Source organism: Microbacterium sp. NPDC089189 (assembly GCF_040685095.1).
Taxonomy (GTDB): Bacteria; Actinomycetota; Actinomycetes; order Actinomycetales; family Microbacteriaceae; genus Microbacterium.
On the sequence record NZ_JBFBHG010000002.1, the window covers coordinates 191635 to 209378 of the forward strand.

At 69.2% G+C, this 17744-nt stretch carries 18 protein-coding genes; 12 read left to right on the top strand and 6 right to left on the bottom strand.

The features are described from left to right. Window positions 1-51 precede the first annotated feature (51 nt). The 6 genes from AB0N73_RS02135 to lnt all read left to right on the top strand — a co-directional run bounded on the left by AB0N73_RS02135 (window position 52) and on the right by lnt (window position 7083). The gene (locus AB0N73_RS02135; protein ID WP_363559941.1) at window positions 52-981 is read left to right on the top strand and encodes a WYL domain-containing protein; all 930 of its coding nucleotides are present in this window, start codon (window positions 52-54) and stop codon (window positions 979-981) included. After that, window positions 978-1946, top strand: coding sequence for a WYL domain-containing protein (locus AB0N73_RS02140; protein WP_363559861.1), 969 nt, complete (start codon window positions 978-980; stop codon window positions 1944-1946). Before AB0N73_RS02135 ends, AB0N73_RS02140 begins: the two co-directional genes overlap by 4 nt. Before the next feature lie 71 nt (window positions 1947-2017). Continuing rightward, entirely contained in the window at window positions 2018-2269 is a 252-nt protein-coding gene (gene tatA, locus AB0N73_RS02145) for a twin-arginine translocase TatA/TatE family subunit (RefSeq protein ID WP_363559863.1), read from the top strand. A 62-nt stretch (window positions 2270-2331) separates the two neighbouring features. After that, on the top strand, window positions 2332-3087 hold the full coding sequence (gene tatC / locus AB0N73_RS02150) for a twin-arginine translocase subunit TatC (RefSeq protein WP_363559943.1): 756 nt from the start codon (window positions 2332-2334) through the stop codon (window positions 3085-3087). Next, window positions 3084-5546, top strand: coding sequence for a DEAD/DEAH box helicase (locus AB0N73_RS02155; RefSeq protein ID WP_363559865.1), 2463 nt, complete (start codon window positions 3084-3086; stop codon window positions 5544-5546). The genes tatC and AB0N73_RS02155 overlap by 4 nt, the downstream gene beginning before the upstream one ends. A gap of 1 nt (window position 5547) precedes the next feature. Next, window positions 5548-7083: an apolipoprotein N-acyltransferase gene (gene lnt, locus AB0N73_RS02160; protein ID WP_363559867.1), complete on the top strand. Its 1536-nt coding sequence runs from the start codon at window positions 5548-5550 to the stop codon at window positions 7081-7083. A 51-nt stretch (window positions 7084-7134) separates the two neighbouring features. Here lnt and AB0N73_RS02165 read toward each other — a convergent pair whose 3' ends face one another. Next, window positions 7135-7509 carry an RNA polymerase-binding protein RbpA gene (locus AB0N73_RS02165; protein WP_363559869.1) on the bottom strand — a complete coding sequence of 125 codons (375 nt, stop codon included), beginning with the start codon at window positions 7507-7509 and terminating at the stop codon, window positions 7135-7137. Between the two features lie 100 nt (window positions 7510-7609). Then, on the bottom strand, window positions 7610-8389 hold the full coding sequence (locus AB0N73_RS02170) for a glycerophosphodiester phosphodiesterase family protein (RefSeq protein ID WP_363559871.1): 780 nt from the start codon (window positions 8387-8389) through the stop codon (window positions 7610-7612). Between the two features lie 120 nt (window positions 8390-8509). Between AB0N73_RS02170 and AB0N73_RS02175 the strand changes: the two genes are divergently transcribed. Beyond that, entirely contained in the window at window positions 8510-9283 is a 774-nt protein-coding gene (locus AB0N73_RS02175; protein ID WP_363559873.1) for an SDR family oxidoreductase, read from the top strand. A 65-nt stretch (window positions 9284-9348) separates the two neighbouring features. Here the strand turns inward: AB0N73_RS02175 and AB0N73_RS02180 are convergent, their stop codons facing one another. Together AB0N73_RS02180 and AB0N73_RS02185 are read right to left on the bottom strand one after the other, a co-directional pair. Further along, a complete protein-coding gene (locus tag AB0N73_RS02180) occupies window positions 9349-9906 on the bottom strand; it encodes a DUF308 domain-containing protein (RefSeq protein ID WP_363559875.1) in 558 nt (185 codons plus the stop codon). 87 nt (window positions 9907-9993) lie between these two features. After that, a complete protein-coding gene (locus AB0N73_RS02185; RefSeq protein ID WP_363559877.1) occupies window positions 9994-10908 on the bottom strand; it encodes an AEC family transporter in 915 nt (304 codons plus the stop codon). A 77-nt stretch (window positions 10909-10985) separates the two neighbouring features. Between AB0N73_RS02185 and AB0N73_RS02190 the strand changes: the two genes are divergently transcribed. Continuing rightward, the gene (locus AB0N73_RS02190) at window positions 10986-13358 is read left to right on the top strand and encodes an excinuclease ABC subunit UvrA (RefSeq protein WP_363559879.1); all 2373 of its coding nucleotides are present in this window, start codon (window positions 10986-10988) and stop codon (window positions 13356-13358) included. A gap of 39 nt (window positions 13359-13397) precedes the next feature. Here AB0N73_RS02190 and AB0N73_RS02195 read toward each other — a convergent pair whose 3' ends face one another. Then, window positions 13398-14654 (bottom strand): MFS transporter, encoded by a 1257-nt coding sequence (locus AB0N73_RS02195; protein WP_363559881.1) that lies wholly within the window; start codon window positions 14652-14654, stop codon window positions 13398-13400. Window positions 14655-14718: 64 nt separating this feature from the next. Between AB0N73_RS02195 and AB0N73_RS02200 the strand changes: the two genes are divergently transcribed. From AB0N73_RS02200 to AB0N73_RS02215, 4 genes are all read left to right on the top strand, one after another. Further along, window positions 14719-15291: a CGNR zinc finger domain-containing protein gene (locus AB0N73_RS02200; protein ID WP_363559883.1), complete on the top strand. Its 573-nt coding sequence runs from the start codon at window positions 14719-14721 to the stop codon at window positions 15289-15291. Between the two features lie 238 nt (window positions 15292-15529). Beyond that, window positions 15530-16474, top strand: coding sequence for a redoxin family protein (locus tag AB0N73_RS02205; RefSeq protein ID WP_363559885.1), 945 nt, complete (start codon window positions 15530-15532; stop codon window positions 16472-16474). A 68-nt stretch (window positions 16475-16542) separates the two neighbouring features. Further along, on the top strand, window positions 16543-16707 hold the full coding sequence (locus AB0N73_RS02210; RefSeq protein WP_363559887.1) for a hypothetical protein: 165 nt from the start codon (window positions 16543-16545) through the stop codon (window positions 16705-16707). Between the two features lie 9 nt (window positions 16708-16716). Beyond that, window positions 16717-17271 (top strand): dihydrofolate reductase family protein, encoded by a 555-nt coding sequence (locus AB0N73_RS02215; RefSeq protein WP_363559889.1) that lies wholly within the window; start codon window positions 16717-16719, stop codon window positions 17269-17271. Window positions 17272-17288: 17 nt separating this feature from the next. On the opposite strand, the gene AB0N73_RS02220 is transcribed toward AB0N73_RS02215, so the two are convergent. Then, a complete protein-coding gene (locus AB0N73_RS02220; protein ID WP_363559945.1) occupies window positions 17289-17726 on the bottom strand; it encodes a GNAT family N-acetyltransferase in 438 nt (145 codons plus the stop codon). Window positions 17727-17744: the final 18 nt, after the last annotated feature.

Consider the following 17744-nt stretch of genomic DNA (forward strand, 5'->3'; position numbering starts at 1 on the left):
GCTGCGCGAAATGCGCCCGAAGAGCGTTTGGTGAACCTCGCGGTCGCCCTCATGGCGACCGAGCAGGGCCTCACGAAGGACACCATCCTCAGCTCCGTCGCCGGGTACCGTGAACAGGCCGCCGCGGGCGCATCCAAGGAAGCGCTCGAGAAGATGTTCGAGCGCGACAAGGAGAATCTGCGGGGCATGGGCGTGCCGATCGAGACGATCGGCGACCACGCCGATCCGGACGATCTGCGGGAGGCCCGGTACCGTGTGCCCACGGCCGAGTACGCACTGCCGGCCGACATCCGTTTCACCTCCGCCGAGGTCGCGCTGCTGAACCTCGCGGGCAGCGTGTGGAGCGAGAAGAGCATGTCCGAGCCCGCGCGGAGCGGCCTGCGCAAGATCCGCGCCCTCGGCAACGACGTCGATGCCGAGATCGTCGGCTACGCGCCTCGGATCAGCGTCAGGGACGCCGCCTTCGCACCGCTCCAACGCGCGATCGAGGCAGCGCGCGTCGTGTCCTTCACCTACCTCCGACCCGGCGACAGCGCGGCCCGGGTGCGCCGCATCCAGCCGCTCGCGCTGGTCGAGTACGAGGCGCGTTGGCACCTGTTCGGCATCGACACGGGTCTCGGCGCCGAACGCACCTTCCTGCTCTCGCGGATCACCGACGGTGTGCAGCTCACGCGTGACGGCTTCGATCCGTCCCTGCGGCTGGGCGCGGGCGAGCGAGCGCTCGCGGGCCTGCGCGATCTCGCATCCGCCCAGCAGGCGCTCGTCGAAGTGCACCCCGGGACGGAGGCGGCGCTGCGTCTGGCGCGCCGCGGGGCGCCCGCCGCCCAGGGCCTGTACGTGCCGTTCGTCGACGCGCACGTGCTCGCGGACGAGCTCGCCTCCTACGGCCCCGAGGTGCGGGTCGTTGAGCCGACGCGGCTGCGCGATCTCGTGATCGAGCGCCTGCGCGCCACGATCGCCCGCCACGAGGACGTCGCATGAGCGCCCGGCGCCCCTTGATCGCCACCGAACGTGCGGCGCTCATCATGCAGCTCGTGCCGTACCTGCTGGAGCGCGGCGACGTCGCCGTCGCCGACGCCGCGGCCGACTTCGAGATCTCGCCCGCCCAGATGCGCGAGATGGCCGAGCGGCTCACCGTCATCGGGCGTCCGGGCGACGGCGGCTACTGGCAGATGGCGAACGACCTGTTCGACATCGACTGGGATCTCCTCGACAATCACGATCGTCTCGCCCTCACCCACACCGTGGGTCTCGAACGCACGCCGCGTCTCACCGCGCGCGAGGCGGCGGCACTGCTGGCCGGACTCCAGCTCACCGGGTCGCTGCCGGGTCTCGCCTCGAGCGAGGTGCTCGAGGGCCTGCTCACCAAGCTCGCACGCGGCGCCGGCGCCACGCCGGCCGACGTCATCGTCGCCCCCGGCGCGGTCGACGAGGTGCGGGTACGCGTCGATGAGGCCCTCCGCCGCGGGGTGGCGGTGTCGTTCACCTACAAGGCGCCCGACGATGCGGCGACGACCCGCACGGTCGATCCGGTGAAGGTGCACATCGCCGACGGCCAGTGGTACCTGCAGGGCTGGTGCCACCTGCGTCAGGCCACCCGGACCTTCCATCTCGACCGCGTGTCGGACCTCCGTCTCACCGACCTCGCGATCACCCACGCCGGCGACGCGCTTCCGCCGCTGTTCGAGCCGGGCGACACCGACATCGTGGCGCGCCTGCGTTTCCCGGCGGCGGTCGCGTCGCTGCTCGGCGAGTTCCTGGCCCACGCCGACCTGCACGACGACGACGGGACGATCACGGCCACCGTGCGCCTCGTCGACGAGCGGGCTCTCCGGCGCCTGGCGGCACGGCGCGCCGGCGAGGTCGAGATCCTGTCGCCACCGGCGGCGCGCGTCGCCGCCGCGGACTGGGCCCGCGCGGGCCTTTCCCAATATGGAGATCTCTGACACGTCGCACAGGGCCCGCAAAGTGAACGCGGGTTAGACTGAGGACTCGTCGAACACTTCGGGAGATCTCCATGGGCGCATTCGGATGGCCGCACCTTCTCATCATCCTCGCGGTGATTCTGCTGCTCTTCGGCGCTGCGAAGCTCCCGGCCCTCGCCAAGAGCGTCGGTCAGTCCGCACGCGTCTTCAAGGGTGAGATGAAGGCCATGAAGGACGACGACGCGCCGGCCACGACCGCGACGCCGGTCGTCACCGACGTCCCTCCGGTGGTCCGTAACGACGCCCCGTCGGCGTCGGGCGGAGTGCCCGACACGAAAGACTGACCCACGTGACCACAGGACTCCCGCGCGTCGAGGAGCCTGAGAAGCCCCGTCGCGAGAAGAGGATGTCGCTGGGGCAGCACCTCATCGAGTTGCGCAAGCGGCTCATGATCGCGGCGATCGCCCTCGTCGTGGCCATGATCGTCGGCTTCATCATCAGCGGCCCTGTGATCGAGTGGCTGCAGCAGCCCATCCGCATCATCGCGGAGAAGCGCGGCGACGACTTCTCCGCCATCAACTTCGGCACCGTGACCGGCCCGTTCGACATGCGGATGCGGATCGCCTTCTCGATCGGCATCTTCCTCTCGGCGCCGGTCTGGCTCTGGCAGATCTGGGCGTTCGTGATGCCCGGCCTGACGCGCAAAGAGGTTCGGTACACCGTCGGCTTCGTGGCCGCCGCGATCCCGCTGTTCTTCGCCGGGTGCTACATGGGCATCCTCGTCATGCCGCACGTCATCGAGGTGATGTGGTCGTTCACCCCCGAGGGCGGTGTGAACTTCTACGCGGCGACCGAGTACTACGACTTCGTGTTCAAGCTGCTGATCGTCATGGGCGTCTCGTTCGTGCTGCCCGTCTTCCTCGTCGCGCTGAACCTCGCCGGCATCATGACGGGGATGGCGATCCTCAAGGGCTGGCGCATCGCCGTGCTGGCCGCGACGATCTTCGCCGCCATCGCCACGCCCGCCGCGGACGTGATCAGCATGCTGCTGCTCGGCGGGATCCTGATCGTGCTGTTCTTCGCCGCCGCCGGCCTGTCGCTGCTCTTCGACCGCCGCCGCCGCAAGCGAGAGGCCGCCCTGCTCGAAGAGACCGGCGCGTGAGCGAACCCGGACCGGCCGAGAGGTTCGCGCGCGCCACACGCCGCCAGCAGCATCCGCAGACCGCCGCCTTCGCGGCTCTGCAGGCCTTCACGCTGGATCCGTTCCAGATCGAGGGCTGCGAGTCGCTGGAGGAGGGGCGCAGCGTGCTCGTGGCGGCGCCCACCGGCGCGGGCAAGACGATCGTCGGCGAGTTCGCGATCCACCTCGCGATGCAGACCTCGCGGGACAAGGCGTTCTACACGACGCCGATGAAGGCGCTCTCCAACCAGAAGTTCCGCGAGCTCGGCGAGGTCTACGGCCCCGAGAACGTCGGACTGCTGACCGGCGACACCAACATCAACGCCAACGCCCGCATCGTGGTGATGACGACCGAGGTGCTGCGCAACATGCTGTACGCGTCGTCGTCGGCGCTCCGCGACCTGCGGTACGTGGTGATGGATGAGGTGCACTACCTCGCGGATCGCTTCCGCGGCGCCGTGTGGGAGGAAGTCATCATCCACCTGCCCTCGCAGGTGTCGCTGGTGTCGCTGTCGGCGACCGTGTCGAACGCCGAGGAGTTCGGCGATTGGCTCGACACGGTGCGCGGTGACACCGACATCATCGTGTCGGAGACACGACCGGTGCCGCTCGAGCAACACGTGCTGGTGCGCGGCGATCTGCTGCCGCTGTTCGATGATCGCGCCGGTGTGGCCACGGCGCAGGTCAACCAGGAGCTGATGCGGATCCGTTCCGGATCGGCGGGCACCTACGAGCAGAACCGCCGCGCGATGCAGTCCCGACGCGACGACGGCAAGCGCAAGCCGCATCACACCGCGCGTCCGGTGCGGCCGTCCCATGCCCGGCGCATCGAACGCATCGATCGCCCTCACGTGGTCGATCTCCTCGATCGCGCGAATCTCCTGCCGGCCATCTTCTTCATCTTCAGTCGCGTCGGCTGCGACGCGGCCGTGCAGCAGGTGCGCCGCTCCGGGCTGCGGCTGACCAACGCCGACGAACGTCGCCTCATCCGCGAGATCGTGGAGGAGCGCACGCGCGCGCTGCCCGAACCCGACCTGGCGGTCCTCGGGTTCTGGGAGTGGCGCGAGAACCTAGAGCGCGGAGTCGCCGCCCATCACGCGGGCCTTCTGCCGGCGTTCAAGGAGATCGTCGAGGAGCTCTTCCGACGCAAGCTCGTGAAGGTCGTGTTCGCGACCGAGACTCTGGCCCTCGGCATCAACATGCCGGCCCGGACGGTGGTGCTCGAGAAGCTGGAGAAGTTCAACGGCGAGGCGCGGGTGGCCATCACGTCGGGGGAGTACACCCAGCTCACCGGACGCGCGGGCCGCCGCGGAATCGACGTCGAAGGTCACGCCGTGGTGCAGTGGACCGAGAGCATGGACCCGCAGGCGGTCGCGGCGCTCGCATCCCGGCGCACGTACCCGCTGAACTCCAGCTTCCGTCCGACCTACAACATGGCGGTCAACCTCATCGACCAGTTCGGGCGCCCGCGCGCCCGCGAGATCCTCGAGTCGTCCTTCGCGCAGTTCCAGGCCGACCGCTCGGTCGTCGGGCTCGCGCGCGAGGTGCGCGCCGCCGAGGAGTCCCTCGCCGGATACCGCGAGGCGATGACGTGCGACCGCGGCGACTTCCTGGAGTACGCGGAGATCCGCCGCGAGCTCGCGGAACTCGAGAAGCTCAATCGCAAGGACGCGAATGCGTCCCGTGCCACGCGGGATCGACGTCAGCGCGAGATGCAGGAGAAGCGGCGCGCACTGCAGCGGCACCCCTGTCAGTCCTGCCCGGAACGCGACTCCCATGCCCGCTGGGTGGAGCGCTACACGAAGCTGCGCACCAAGGCCGATCGGATGCGATCGCAGATCTCCACCCGCACCGGCACCGTGGCACGCGTGTTCGATCGCGTGGTCCAGGTGCTGACGGCCCTCGACTACGTGCGCATGAGCGAGGACGAGACGGTGCTCACCGAGGCCGGTCGGACGATGCGTCGCATCTACGGCGAACGCGACCTCCTGGTCGCCGAGTCCCTGCGCAGCAAGATCTGGGAACGGTTGGACGCGCCCGGACTCGCCGCCCTGGTCTGCGCGCTCGTGTACGAACCGCGCCGCGACGAGTCGGGGATGGGGGAGCGGGGCCTGCCCCGCGGAGCGTTCCGCGAGGCACTCAGCCGCACCGAGGATCTCTGGCAGCGGCTGGACGACCTCGAACGCGAGAACCGCCTGCCGGGCTCGGAGCCACCGGCACCCGGGCTGTCGCAGGCGATGTACTCGTGGGCGCGGGGCGCGAGCCTCGATCAGGTGCTCAGCGAGGCCGACATGGCAGCAGGAGACTTCGTGCGCTGGACCAAGCAGACCATCGACCTCCTCGACCAGCTCTCGCTCGTCGCGGACGCCCCGGTCGCCGCCACCGCCCGTACCGCGCTCGACGCGGTCCGGCGCGGCATCGTCGCCTACGCGGCAGCCTGAGATGGCGCGTCGGGTCTGGGGGTCCTCCGCTGCGCCCCTTCCGCTCTGGGCGGCGGTGATCGTCTCCGCGTTCGCGGGACTCGTCTTCACCACCGCGTTCCCCGCTCTGGGCTGGTGGTTCGCGCCGTTCGTGGCCGTGCCGCTCGCGCTCGTCTCGCTCATCGGCCGCCGATGGAGCGGTGCGCTCCTCGTGGGCTCGGTCTTCGGGGCCGCCTTCTTCCTCGTGAACGTCTCGTTCACCGCGCGCTACCTCGGTCCCGTGCCGTGGCTGGCGCTGTCCTTCCTCGAAGCGCTCCTCACCGGCGTGGCCGCCATCCTGATCGCCCGGGCGTACCGCTGGGTGCCCGCCGCGGCCCCCGGCCGTTGGGCGCGCCTCCTGCTGCTGCCCGCGGTGGTCGCGGGCCTCTGGGTGCTCCGTGAGCAGTGGATCGGCACCTTCCCGTATGGCGGGTTCCCGTGGGGTCGCATCGGGGTGACGCAGGTGTCGGGGCCCCTCGCCGAGCTGCTGTCGTGGGTGGGGATGTCGGGCGTCGGGTTCGTCGTCGTCCTCGTGTGCGCCATGGTCGTCGAGTTCCTGCGCCTCGGGTCGCTGCGCACGCGGTGGATGCTGGCGGTCCCCGTCGGCGCCCTCGCCCTCCTCCTGCTCGTGCCGGCGTTCCCCACCGCGTCCGCGGGATCCATGCGGGTCGCCGCCGTGCAGGGCAACGGCCCGGCGGGATACTTCGACGAGCGCGGCGCGAACTCGGTCCTCAGCGCTCAGCGCTCCGCCACCGCTCCGGTGCTCGACGAGGACGTCGACCTGCTGCTGTGGCCGGAGGGCGGGATCGACTCCGACCCGACGAACAACCCCGCGACGGCCGCGATCCTCGACCGTCTCGCGGAGCGGCTCGACGCGCCGCTGCTCGTGAACGCGGCGACCGCCCGCGGCGACCGCTACTTCAACACGTCGCTGCTGTGGGAGGCGGGCCTGGGCGCGACGCAGTCCTACGACAAGATCCATCCCGTGCCGTTCGGCGAGTACGTGCCCGATCGCCGCGTGTTCGAGATGCTGGCTCCCGACCTGATCGGCATGATCCAGCGCGAGTACACGCCGGGAACCGCTGCGCCGGTCATCACGGTCGACGATGTGCCCATCGGCTTGGCCATCTGCTTCGACGTGATCTACGACGACGTCATCTGGGCCGGGATCGACGACGGCGCCCAGGTCTTCATGTTCCAGACGAACAACGCGGACTTCCGCGGGACCGACGAGAACCTGCAGCAGCTGGCGTTCGCCCGGGTGCGGGCGATCGAGACGGGGCGTGCCGTCGTCAACATCTCCACCGTGGGCACGAGCCAGGTCATCGCCGCGGACGGCGGTGTGATCGATGCGCTGCCGGCGGACGTCGCCGGCGCGATGCTCACCGACGTCCCCCTGCACACGGGCGTCACGCCGGCCATCGCGCTGGGGCCCGCCATCCACGCGCTGCTGGCGTTCGGGAGCCTGGCCGCGCTCGGGGCCGCCGGTCTCCTGTCGTGGCGCCGCCGTCGGGTGTGACACAGAACGGCGCCGACCCCGTGAGGGGACGGCGCCGTAAGTGGCTAGCGGTCAGGCGCTCTTCTTGGCGGTCTCGCCGGCTCCGCGACGCGCGCGGATGAAGGCGAGGCGCTCTTCGAGGAGCTCCTCCAGCTCGGGAATCGAACGACGCTCGAGCAGCATGTCCCAGTGGGTGCGAGCGGCCTTCTCGTCACTGTGGTCGATGACGACGGTCGTGTCACCGACACGGAGTGCGGCCTCTCCGCCGCAGGCGCGGCATTCCCAGGTCTGGGGCGGCTCAGCGTCGGCCGCGAACGTCAGCGTGGTCTCTTTGCTGCAGGTGCTGCAGACGTAAGAGTGCTGCGTGCGGTCATGAAAAACGACGCCCTCTTCGCTCTGTAAGCTCTGGGCGCCGAGTCGGATGCCGCGAAGACTGCGGTCTGCCATTTTGTGGTCCTCTCATCGCGTGGTGCTTGTCCGGTATAACGTGCGGACTTGAGAGGATCATCCGAAGCACCGCATTCGGGCTTCGACTCACAGCTGATTTTCAGCTTTCGCGGGTAATGAGCTTCAGCGCCACATCCGCACGGTCGGTGACGATGCCGTCGACGCCGCGGGCGAGGAGTCTGCGCATGTCGTCCGGATCGTTGATCGTCCAGACGTGCACCTCCACACCGTGCGCATGCGCGGCCGCCAGGAGGCGGCGGGTGAGCACGGGGAGGGGGCCCTGCCGTTCGGGGATCTGCAGCGCATCCAGGCCGTGCAGGGCGCGGGCGATGAGCGGCCGGGAGCCGGATGCCACGGCGGCGAGGACGCGGGCCAGGCGGCCGCTGCCGGGCGAGGTAGCCGGCAGCAGCTCCGGCCGTTTGCCCGCCGCGACGGCGAGGGCGCGCAGTCGGCGGCGGTCGGAGAAGCTCGAGACGAGCGCGCGTTCCGCATAGTCCGCGAGGATCATGCCGGCGGGCGCCGCCGCATCCTCGGCCTTGATGTCGATGTTGAAGCGGGTGAGCGGGAACGCCTCGAACGCCTGGCGCAGCGAGATCACACCACCGCGGTCGGCCATCAGGGCTTCGAGCTCGGCGAGCGTGACGTCACGCACGAGACGCGGGTCGCCGGCGACGCGCGACAGGTCCTCGTCGTGGAAGAGGACGACCTCGCCGTCGCGCGTGAGGTGGCAGTCCGACTCGATGAACTCGGCGCCGGCGGCCTGCGCCTCGGCGACGGCCGCGAACGAGTTCTCGGCGATGTGAGAGCTGCCGGCGGGCATCAGGCCGCGGTGCGCGAGAACCCTCGGGTGCCGGGCGTCCTGCAGGTATGGGTGTGTCACGACTGCCTCCTCCGCCCACCGTACCGGGGTGGATGGGGGAGCGGGATTGGTAGGGTCGGAGGGCATCGTGACGCTCGATTCCGACGCGATGATGCTCGCCCGCTGACATCTGGAGTACCTGTGCCCGAAACCCTCACCCCCCTCGAACCCGGCAGCCTGGCGGGGAAGACCGCCCTCGTCACCGGGTCCTCCCGCGGCATCGGTGCCGACACGGTGCGCTACTTCGCCCAGGCCGGTGCGAACGTCGTCATCAACTTCCGCAACAAGGCGCCTCGCGCCGAGAAGCTGGCGACGGAGCTGCGCGGACTCGGTGTGGAGGCGCTGGTGATCGGTGCGGATCTGACCGATCCCGCCTCCGTCCGCGCGATGTTCGACGAGGTGGAGCGCACGTTCGGCGGCCTCGACATCCTCGTGCTGAACGCCTCCGGCGGCATGGAGAGCGGCATGGCCGCCGATTACGCGCTCGCGCTGAACCGCGACGCCCAGGTGAACGTGCTCGAGTCGGCCTCGTCGCTCCTGCACGAGGGCTCGCGGGTCGTGTTCGTCACGAGCCACCAGGCCCACTTCATCCGCACCACCGCGACGATGGCGGAGTACGAGCCCGTCGCGCTGTCCAAGCGTGCGGGCGAGGACGCCCTGCGGGAGCGCATCCCGGCCCTCGCCGAGCGCGGTGTCGATCTGGTCGTCGTGTCGGGGGACATGATCGAGGGCACGATCACCGCGACCCTGCTGGAGCGCGCCAACCCCGGGGCGATCGCGCTGCGCCGGGAGGACGCCGGCAAGCTCTACAACGTCGCCGAGTTCGCCGCCGAGGTGGCACGGGCCGGCGTCGATCCTGTTCCGGCCGACAACACGCGTCTCGTGGGCGACACGTCCTCGTTCCTCGCGGGCTGACACCCGCGTACGAGGAAGGGCCCCGGATCGCTGGATCCGGGGCCCTTCCTCGTACGGCGGAGGTGTCAGACGCCCTTGCCGAAGGTGAAGGCACGGACGATCTGCACGATGCCGAGCACCACGAGCGAGACGCCGACGAACAGCCACAGCAGCGCGACGTACAGCGGCGAGAAGAGCAGCAGCACACCGGCGATCAGGCTGACGATCGCATAGAACACGGTCCAACCCTTCGAACCGGCCGCGCCCAGCGTCGTGAGCGCCACGACGCCCTCGACGATCCAGGTGATGCCGATGAAGACGCCGACGAAGATCGCGAGGAACACCGTGGTGTCGCCGAGGTTCGTGAGCGCGACGATGCCGGCGACGACGAACAGCACGCCGAGCACGATGTGGCCCACGCGCGCCCAGCCGCTGAGCGTCTTCGAGAAGATGCCGATGCCGGCGTAGACGAGGCCGGAGGCGATGGCGTAGATCGCGATGATCGCGGTGCCGACGGCGGCCGTCTTGAGCGGCCAGACCAGGATCAGGATGCCGACGATGAGCGCGACGACGCCGCCGATGCCGAAGGCGGTACGGATGCCGTTGACGACGGACTTGCCGTCAGAGCTGAGGGTTTCGGACATGTGCTGCTCTCTCTGTGAGAAACCTGGGAGGGTTCGCCCTCACCGTAGCGCGACTTCCGGCATCGCGGGGGAGGGTGACGCCCGATTTCACCCGATGAGGACGATCGCCAGCAGGATGGGGACGCAGCCCACCGTCGTGACGAAGACGGTGTCCCGCGCCACCACCTCGCCGACGCCGTAGCGCTGCGCGTAGTTGAAGACGTTCTGCGCCGTCGGGAGTGCCGCGAGCACGGTGACGACCAGGACGTCGGCGGGGGAGAGCCCGAAGAGCGTCGCCACACCCCATGCGACCACCGGCATGACCACGAGCTTGAGGGCGCTCGCCACGATGACTTCGCCCCGATGCGCGCGCTCACCGAGGACGCGCTGGCCGTGCAGCGAGATGCCGTAGCTGATGAGCAGCACCGGCACGCAGGCGTTGGCGATCAGGTCGATCGGTGCGACCACGAGCGGCGGCAGCTCGAAGGGAGCGAGCGAGGCGAGGGTTCCGAGGACGGAGCCGACGACGATGGGGTTCGTGACGGTGCGCACCAGGATGCGGCCGAAGGAGCGGGAACCCGACGTCGCCGCATCCAGGATCGCCAGCGCGATCGGGGTGAAGATCAGAAGCTGCAGCAGGATGACGGGCGCCGGGAACGCCGCGCTGCCCAGCAGGTAGAGCGAGAGCGGGATGCCGATGTTGTTGGAGTTGACCTGCCCGGCCGAGAGCGCGGCGATGACCGTGTCACCCACTCCGCGTCGCCAGACGAACCGCGACAGCACGGCCTGCAGGAGGATCACGGCCGCTGCCGCGACCGCCGAGACGGGCAGCAGTGCCGAGAACAGCGTGGTCACGTCGGCCTGGCTCAGCACGGCGAACAGGAGGAAGGGGGAGAGGACGTAGAACGTCAGCCTGCTGAGCACGTGACGGGCGTGGGGCCCGAGCAGATCGATGCGGCCGAGGATGTAGCCGACGAGGATCGCGACGCCGACCACGGCGAATCCGGTCAGACTCTCGAGCATCATCCCAGCGTAGAAGACCGGGCGACGCGCGAGTTCCTCGCCAACCTGCCGCGCGTCGACGAAGTACGCTGAGCCGGATGAGGGACGCACCGCACGAGCACCCCGCCGATCAGCACGATGTCATCCGTGTCGAGGGCGCGCGCGAGAACAACCTGAAGGACGTCTCGCTCGAGATCCCCAAACGCCGGTTGACCGTGTTCACCGGCGTCTCGGGGTCGGGCAAGAGCTCGCTCGTGTTCGGCACCATCGCCGCCGAGTCGCAGCGCATGATCAACGAGACCTACAGCGCGTTCGTGCAGGGGTTCATGCCCTCGCTCGGCCGGCCGGACGTGGATCGGCTGGAAGGCCTCACGACGGCGATCATCGTGGATCAGGAGCGGATGGGCGCCAACAGCCGCTCGACGGTCGGCACCGCCACCGACGTCAACGCGATGCTGCGGATCCTCTTCAGCCGGTTCGCGCAGCCGCGGCTGGGAAGCCCCCAGGCCTACTCGTTCAACGTCGCGAGCGCCACGGGATCCGGGGCCATCACGGTGGAGCGCGCCGGGGCCTCCGCGGCTCCCGAGGCACGCTCGTTCACGGTTCTCGGCGGGATGTGCCCGCGCTGCGAGGGGATGGGCTCGGTCACCGACATCGATCTGAGCCAGCTCCTCGACGAGTCGCTGTCGCTGAACGACGGCGCCATCACGGTCCCGGGCTTCACGGCCGACGGCTGGGCGGTCCGCATGTACGCCGAGTCGGGGTTCGTCCCGGGTGATGTGCCGGTGCGCGAGCTCACGGCGCAGCAGCGGGAGGACCTGTTGTACCGCGAGCCCGTCAAGGTGAAGGTCTCGGGCATCAACATCACGTACGAAGGGCTCGTGCCCCGGGTGCAGAAGTCGTTCCTCAGCAAGGATCGCGAGGCGATGCAGCCCCACATCCGCGCCTTCGTCGACCGCGCCGTCGCCTACACGGTCTGCCCCGAGTGCGGCGGGACACGGCTCAACGAGGCCGCGCGGACCTCGACGATCGAGGGCGTCAGCATCGCGGACGCCTGCGCGATGCAGATCAGCGACCTCGCGCGGTGGGTACGCGGCATCGACCGCGCGTCCGCCGCGCCGCTGCTCGCCGGCCTCGGCGAGACCCTCGACTCGTTCGTCGACATCGGGCTGGGTTATCTCTCTCTCGACCGACCCGCCGGCACGCTGTCCGGGGGAGAGGCGCAGCGTACGAAGATGATCCGGCACCTCGGGTCGTCTCTCACCGACGTCACCTACGTCTTCGACGAGCCGACGGTGGGTCTTCATCCGCACGACATCGAACGGATGAACGCACTGCTCCTGCAGCTGCGCGACAAGGGCAACACCGTCCTGGTCGTCGAGCACAAGCCCGAGACGATCGCGATCGCCGACCATGTCGTTGACCTCGGGCCCCGCGCCGGCAGCGCGGGCGGCGAGATCAGCTTCCAGGGGAGTGTCGCCGGCCTGCGCGAGAGCGACACCCTGACGGGGCGCCACCTCGGTGACAAGACGGTCCTGAAGGACGCGGTTCGCACCGCCACGGGCGCCCTCGAGGTGCGCGGCGCGACCGCCAACAACCTCGCAGACGTCGACGTCGACATCCCGCTGGGCGTCCTCGTCGTGCTGACCGGCGTCGCCGGCTCGGGTAAGAGCTCGCTCGTCCACGGCTCGCTGCCCGCCGATGCCGAGGTGGTCTCGGTGGATCAGACCGCGATCCGGGGCTCTCGCCGGAGCAACCCCGCGACCTACACCGGACTGCTCGAGCCGATCCGCAAGGCCTTCGCGAAGGCCAACGGCGTCAAGCCCGCACTCTTCAGCGCCAACTCCGCGGGAGCCTGCCCGAACTGCAACGGTGCCGGTGTCGTCTACACCGATCTCGGGATCATGGCGGGCGTGTCGACGCCGTGCGAGGTCTGCGAGGGTCGCCGCTTCTCGGCGGATGTGCTCGAGTACACCCTCGGCGGCAAGGACATCAGCGAGGTGCTGTCGATGCCCGTGGCGGAGGCTGAGCGCTTCTTCGCCGACGGAGACGCCCGCATCCCGGCAGCCCACGCGATCCTGCGCCGTCTCGTGGATGTGGGACTCGGCTACCTCACGATCGGGCAGCCGCTCACGACGCTCTCCGGAGGTGAGCGTCAGCGACTCAAGTTGGCGACGCACATGGCGGAGAAGGGTCGCGTCCTCGTGCTGGACGAGCCGACGACCGGGCTGCACCTCGCCGACGTCGCGCAGCTTCTGCAGCTGCTGGATCGGCTCGTGGATGCGGGGACGTCGGTGATCGTCATCGAACATCATCAGGCCGTCATGGCGCACGCCGACTGGATCATCGATCTCGGGCCGGGCGCCGGGCACGACGGTGGCCGCATCGTCTTCGAGGGAACGCCGTCGGATCTCGTCGCAGACCGATCCACGCTGACCGGCCAGCACCTGGCCGCGTATATCGGCCCGTGACCCCTCTCGGCGCGTCGCGCGTCGGCCGATAAGGGATGGCTATGTCAGCGCGAGACTAGCGGTGTCGCGCACGGTGCGCAGGGGAGAGGCCGTTACCCAGACCAGGGTGAGCGACACGCCCGCGCACCCCACGGCGATGCCGGTGCGCGTGCCCCACGCCTCGCCCGCAAGACCGCCGAGGCCTGCGCCGATGGCGACCACTCCGTACGAGATCCATCGCATGGTCGCGTTGACTCGCCCGAGGAGGTGATCGGGCGTTCGCACCTGGCGCAAGGTCAAGGCCACGACGCTCGAGAGTGAGGTGCCGGCGCCGTTGACGGCGAACACGCCCACGAGCGCGGCGACGATCACGGGGGTCGACCACGCGACCTCCGCGAAGGGAATGGCCGCGAGCACGAGGCTCTCTGCTCCGGCGCAGGCGATGAGGACCGGTCCGACGCCGAAGCGCCGCACGCTCGCGGGGGCGGCAGCAGCGCCGACGACGGCTCCCATCGCGCCGAGGCTGAAGATGAGGCCGAGATGTCCTGCCGTCAGTCCGAGCTCGCGCACGGCGTGCACGAGGAGCAGCACCGTGATCCACTGAGCGAAGAGATTGTAGATTGCCGAGAAGCCCACGAGCGAGACCAGGTAGCGGTCGCGACGCACGTACCGCAGGCCTTCCCGCAGCTCCGCGACCGCGCCGCGGCGCACGCGGGGATGGTCCGGTTCCCGGGACCGAATGTCGAGGAGCGCGACAGCCGAGATCGCGTAGGTTACGGCTTGCGAGAGCAAGGCCCAGGGGGCGGTGAGGGTCTGCACCAGCCATCCACCCAGACCCGGCCCTCCGACCTGAGCCGCGGAGGCCGTCGCCTGCAGCCGCCCATTGGCTCTCTCGAGCTCGTTCCGCGCGGCGACCGTGGGCAGGAACGATTGGTACGCCACCTCGAAGGCGACGGTGAAGGCTCCGATGACGAAGACGAGACCCAACAGGGCGGGGAAGGTCAACACGCCGGTCACGGCGACGGCGACGAGAGCGACGATGAGGGCCGCGCGCGTGATGTCCGCGACAATGAGGACGGGGCGCCGCCGGCAACGGTCCACGACGACGCCGAGGGGAAGGGCGAGCAGAAGGAACGGCAGCCAGCGGGCGACTCCGACGAGCCCGGCCTCCACTGCCGTCGCGTGCAGAACGACGACCGCCAGCAGGGGCACGGCAAGATCGCCGACCTGGCTGCCCACTGCCGAGGTCGCGTGCGCCAGCCAGAATCGGTCGAAGTCGCGGCTCAACCGTGAGCTAACGCGTGATTGCTCGATCATACGTTAACTATGTCGTTCCACGTTGTAATGCGTCAACGGATCAGCTCGCATTAGACTGTCGAGTATGGGCACGACGACCTATCCGCGAGTCGCGGGCCACCCAGCCCTCGACCTGGTCGACACGGTGCACTGGCGACTCGACGATGCCCGCGCGATCGATACGCTGCCGGACTTCGGCGCGGTGCTCGACTGGTGCGCCGAGATCGCCTTGCTCGCCGATCCCGACGCCCTCCGCGCCCTCGCCTCCTCGACGCCCGAGACGACCGCGGCGGAGCATGTAGCGATCATCGCGCTCCGCGAAGCCGTCTACGAGGCGGTCTTCGACGAGTCTCCGGACGCCGTGGCTCTCATCGCCCGCGAGCACGTCGACGCCCTCAACCGCTCGAGCCTGCAGCTCGGCGACAACCGGTGGCACTGGCATCCGCCCGCCGACGCAACCGGACCGCGTGCGTCGATCGCCTTCCTTGCTCACGACCTGCTGACCTCCGACCTCCGCGCTGCACGCCAGTGCGGCGACGACGCGTGCGGCTGGGTCTATCTCGACACCTCGCCACGCCACAACCGCATCTGGTGTACCGCCGCGGGGTGCGGGAATCGCAACCGCGTCAAGCGACACCATGCGCGAAACCGCGATTAAGTCACTCGATTGTGACCGGCGGTAGCGGCGCTGCGAACATGCCGATAATGCACATTATGTCAGATCGATGATCGCGAGGGTGATGTCGGTGGCGGGTCGTAGCCTCTCCCCATGACGATCTCGTTGGCGTCAGCGTCCATGACCGCGTTCATGGGGGCGCTTCTTACTGAGATGCTGGACCGACCGACTTGACCTTGCCCTCTGGGGCAAGGCTTACGTTCTGACGCGGAGGATCCATATGCAGATCAGTGAGGTGGCGCGTCGCACCGGAGTGACGACGAAGGCGCTCCGGTACTACGAAGGGCTCGGACTGCTAGAGCCACGACGACTGTCCAACGGGTACCGAGACTACGACGAGGGCCATCTTCGGTTGGTCGCGGAGATTCGAGACCTCGCAGCTACCGGCATCGCGATCCGTGATGCGATGCCGTTCGTCGACTGCATCGCGCAGGGCCACGAGCACGGCGACGACTGCGTGTCCTCGCTCGTCGCGTACCGCGACAACATCGCAGAGATCGACCGCGCCATCGGAGTCCTCCAGGAGCGCCGTGCCCGTCTGATCGACCGGCTTGAGAAGAGCGCCTCTCGCACATTCACGAAAGAGAAGACGATGACCGATCACACAAGACTCCCCGACAATCTCCCGGTGCCTACGGACGACGGTGCTGCTGCGCATCTTCCGGGCGTAGTCCTGCCCGAGCTTTCCCTGCCCACGAGCGATGGGCGTCGTGTCCAGCTTTCACAGCTCGATGTGGGCCGAACGGTGATCTACCTCTATCCACTGACCGGGCGGCCGGACGCAGACCTGCCAGATGGATGGGACTCCATCCCCGGTGCCCGAGGATGCACAAGCGAGGCCTGCGACTTCCGCGACCACTACGACGATCTCCACGCCGAAGGCGTCACGGCGGTGTGGGGACTGTCCAGTCAGGACACCGCGTACCAGGCGGAGGTCGTAGATCGGCTTCGTCTGCCGTTCGCGATGATCTCGGACGAGAACTTCGAGCTCGAGCGTGCGCTGGGGCTGCCTACGTTCAGTGCTGACGGCCAGCCGAGGCTGTACCGCCGCCTGACACTGGTCGTACGAGACGGAAGCATCGAGCACGTGTTCTACCCGATCTTCCCGCCGAACACCCACGCTCAGCAGGTCCTGGACTGGCTGCGAGCCAACCCTGCAAAGTAGGACTTTCTGGCGTGGCCCGTGGTGAAGTGACGGGTCAGCCCGTGACCCATCAAGCGAATCGACTTCGGGTGAAGAAGGCCTCGGACGATGTGGTGCGCGATGGGGCCGTGGTCGAGTCCGACAGTGCGGATCCCCGTGTGCGCGGCGTGCGCGATGCCGTGGCTGACATCGCGGCGAACCCGCACATGGACGCGACCGCCGTTCAGACGGTCGGTGTCGGCGGCGGGTCGTAGCCTCTCCCCATGACGATCGCCGTGTATTGCACCGCTGCCACCCTCGACGGTTACCTGGCGGATGAGGACGACTCGCTCGCGTGGCTCTTCGCGGTTCCTGATGCCGATCAGGCGTCGGCCTTCGAGAGTTTCCTCGACACGGTCGGCGTGCTCGTGATGGGGTCGACGACGTATCGATGGGTCGTCGAGCACGACGACCTCACCGCGCATCCCGAGCGCTGGCGCGACGCCTACGGCGACCGCCCCGCGTACGTGTTCTCCTCGCGGGCACTCCCCGAGGTCCCGGGCGCCGACATCCGGCTCGTCGACGGGCCGGTCGCCGATCGGTGGGCGGACATCGTCGCCGCGGCGGGCGATCGCGACGTGTGGATCGTCGGCGGCGGGGATCTCGCGGGCCAGTTCGCCGATGCCGGACGGTTGGATCGGATCATCGTCACGGTCGCGCCCGCGACGCTCGGCAGCGGTCGGCCGCTGCTCCCCCGGCGGTTCGGGTCTGACCGCCTCGCCATCGAGTCGGTCTCGATGGACGGGCCGTTCGCGCAGCTCTCGCTCTCGGTGCGCTGAACGCCGCTCGACCTGGATCAGGCCACGACGAGCGGCCGCGTCCAGGCGACCTCGCGGCTCAGCTGCCCCGTCTGCCGGAACAAGCGCACCTGATGCGTATCCGCCAGCGCCTCGGCGAGCCCGGCACGGTCGGCGGCCTCGAACCCCAGGCTCTGCCAGAACGGTCCCGAACGACGACTGAAGAGCCACGCCCTCCTCGCCCCCTCCTCGGCCGCACGCGCGAGCGCGAAACCGGCGAGGGCACGACCTCGACCACGCAAGCGCTGCGACGGGCTGACCGCCACACTCCGGATGAGCGCATGGTGACCATCGCCGCTGATCTCGTAGCCCGCGCTGCCGACGATCGCGCCGCTCTCGTCGCGTTCGATCCACAGCCGGACGCTCGGCGCATCCAGGCCGCTCAGGGTGAGATCGACCTCGGCCAGGAAGGCCGTCAGGGCGGCCACGTCGTCCATCCGGCACCGCTCGAGATC

Bases quoted from the DNA above. Each gene is read 5' to 3' on its own strand.
- AB0N73_RS02190 (WP_363559879.1), top strand. From the start codon at position 10,986: ATGAGGGACGCACCGCACGAGCACCCCGCCGATCAGCACGATGTCATC.
- AB0N73_RS02195 (WP_363559881.1), bottom strand. From the start codon at position 14,654: ATGATCGAGCAATCACGCGTTAGCTCACGGTTGAGCCGCGACTTCGAC.
- AB0N73_RS02200 (WP_363559883.1), top strand. From the start codon at position 14,719: ATGGGCACGACGACCTATCCGCGAGTCGCGGGCCACCCAGCCCTCGAC.
- AB0N73_RS02185 (WP_363559877.1), bottom strand. From the start codon at position 10,908: ATGCTCGAGAGTCTGACCGGATTCGCCGTGGTCGGCGTCGCGATCCTC.
- AB0N73_RS02215 (WP_363559889.1), top strand. From the start codon at position 16,717: ATGACGATCGCCGTGTATTGCACCGCTGCCACCCTCGACGGTTACCTG.
- AB0N73_RS02205 (WP_363559885.1), top strand. From the start codon at position 15,530: ATGCAGATCAGTGAGGTGGCGCGTCGCACCGGAGTGACGACGAAGGCG.
- AB0N73_RS02135 (WP_363559941.1), top strand. From the start codon at position 52: ATGGCGACCGAGCAGGGCCTCACGAAGGACACCATCCTCAGCTCCGTC.
- AB0N73_RS02165 (WP_363559869.1), bottom strand. From the start codon at position 7,509: ATGGCAGACCGCAGTCTTCGCGGCATCCGACTCGGCGCCCAGAGCTTA.
- AB0N73_RS02180 (WP_363559875.1), bottom strand. From the start codon at position 9,906: ATGTCCGAAACCCTCAGCTCTGACGGCAAGTCCGTCGTCAACGGCATC.
- lnt (WP_363559867.1), top strand. From the start codon at position 5,548: ATGGCGCGTCGGGTCTGGGGGTCCTCCGCTGCGCCCCTTCCGCTCTGG.
- AB0N73_RS02140 (WP_363559861.1), top strand. From the start codon at position 978: ATGAGCGCCCGGCGCCCCTTGATCGCCACCGAACGTGCGGCGCTCATC.
- tatA (WP_363559863.1), top strand. From the start codon at position 2,018: ATGGGCGCATTCGGATGGCCGCACCTTCTCATCATCCTCGCGGTGATT.
- tatC (WP_363559943.1), top strand. From the start codon at position 2,332: ATGTCGCTGGGGCAGCACCTCATCGAGTTGCGCAAGCGGCTCATGATC.
- AB0N73_RS02220 (WP_363559945.1), bottom strand. From the start codon at position 17,726: ATGGACGACGTGGCCGCCCTGACGGCCTTCCTGGCCGAGGTCGATCTC.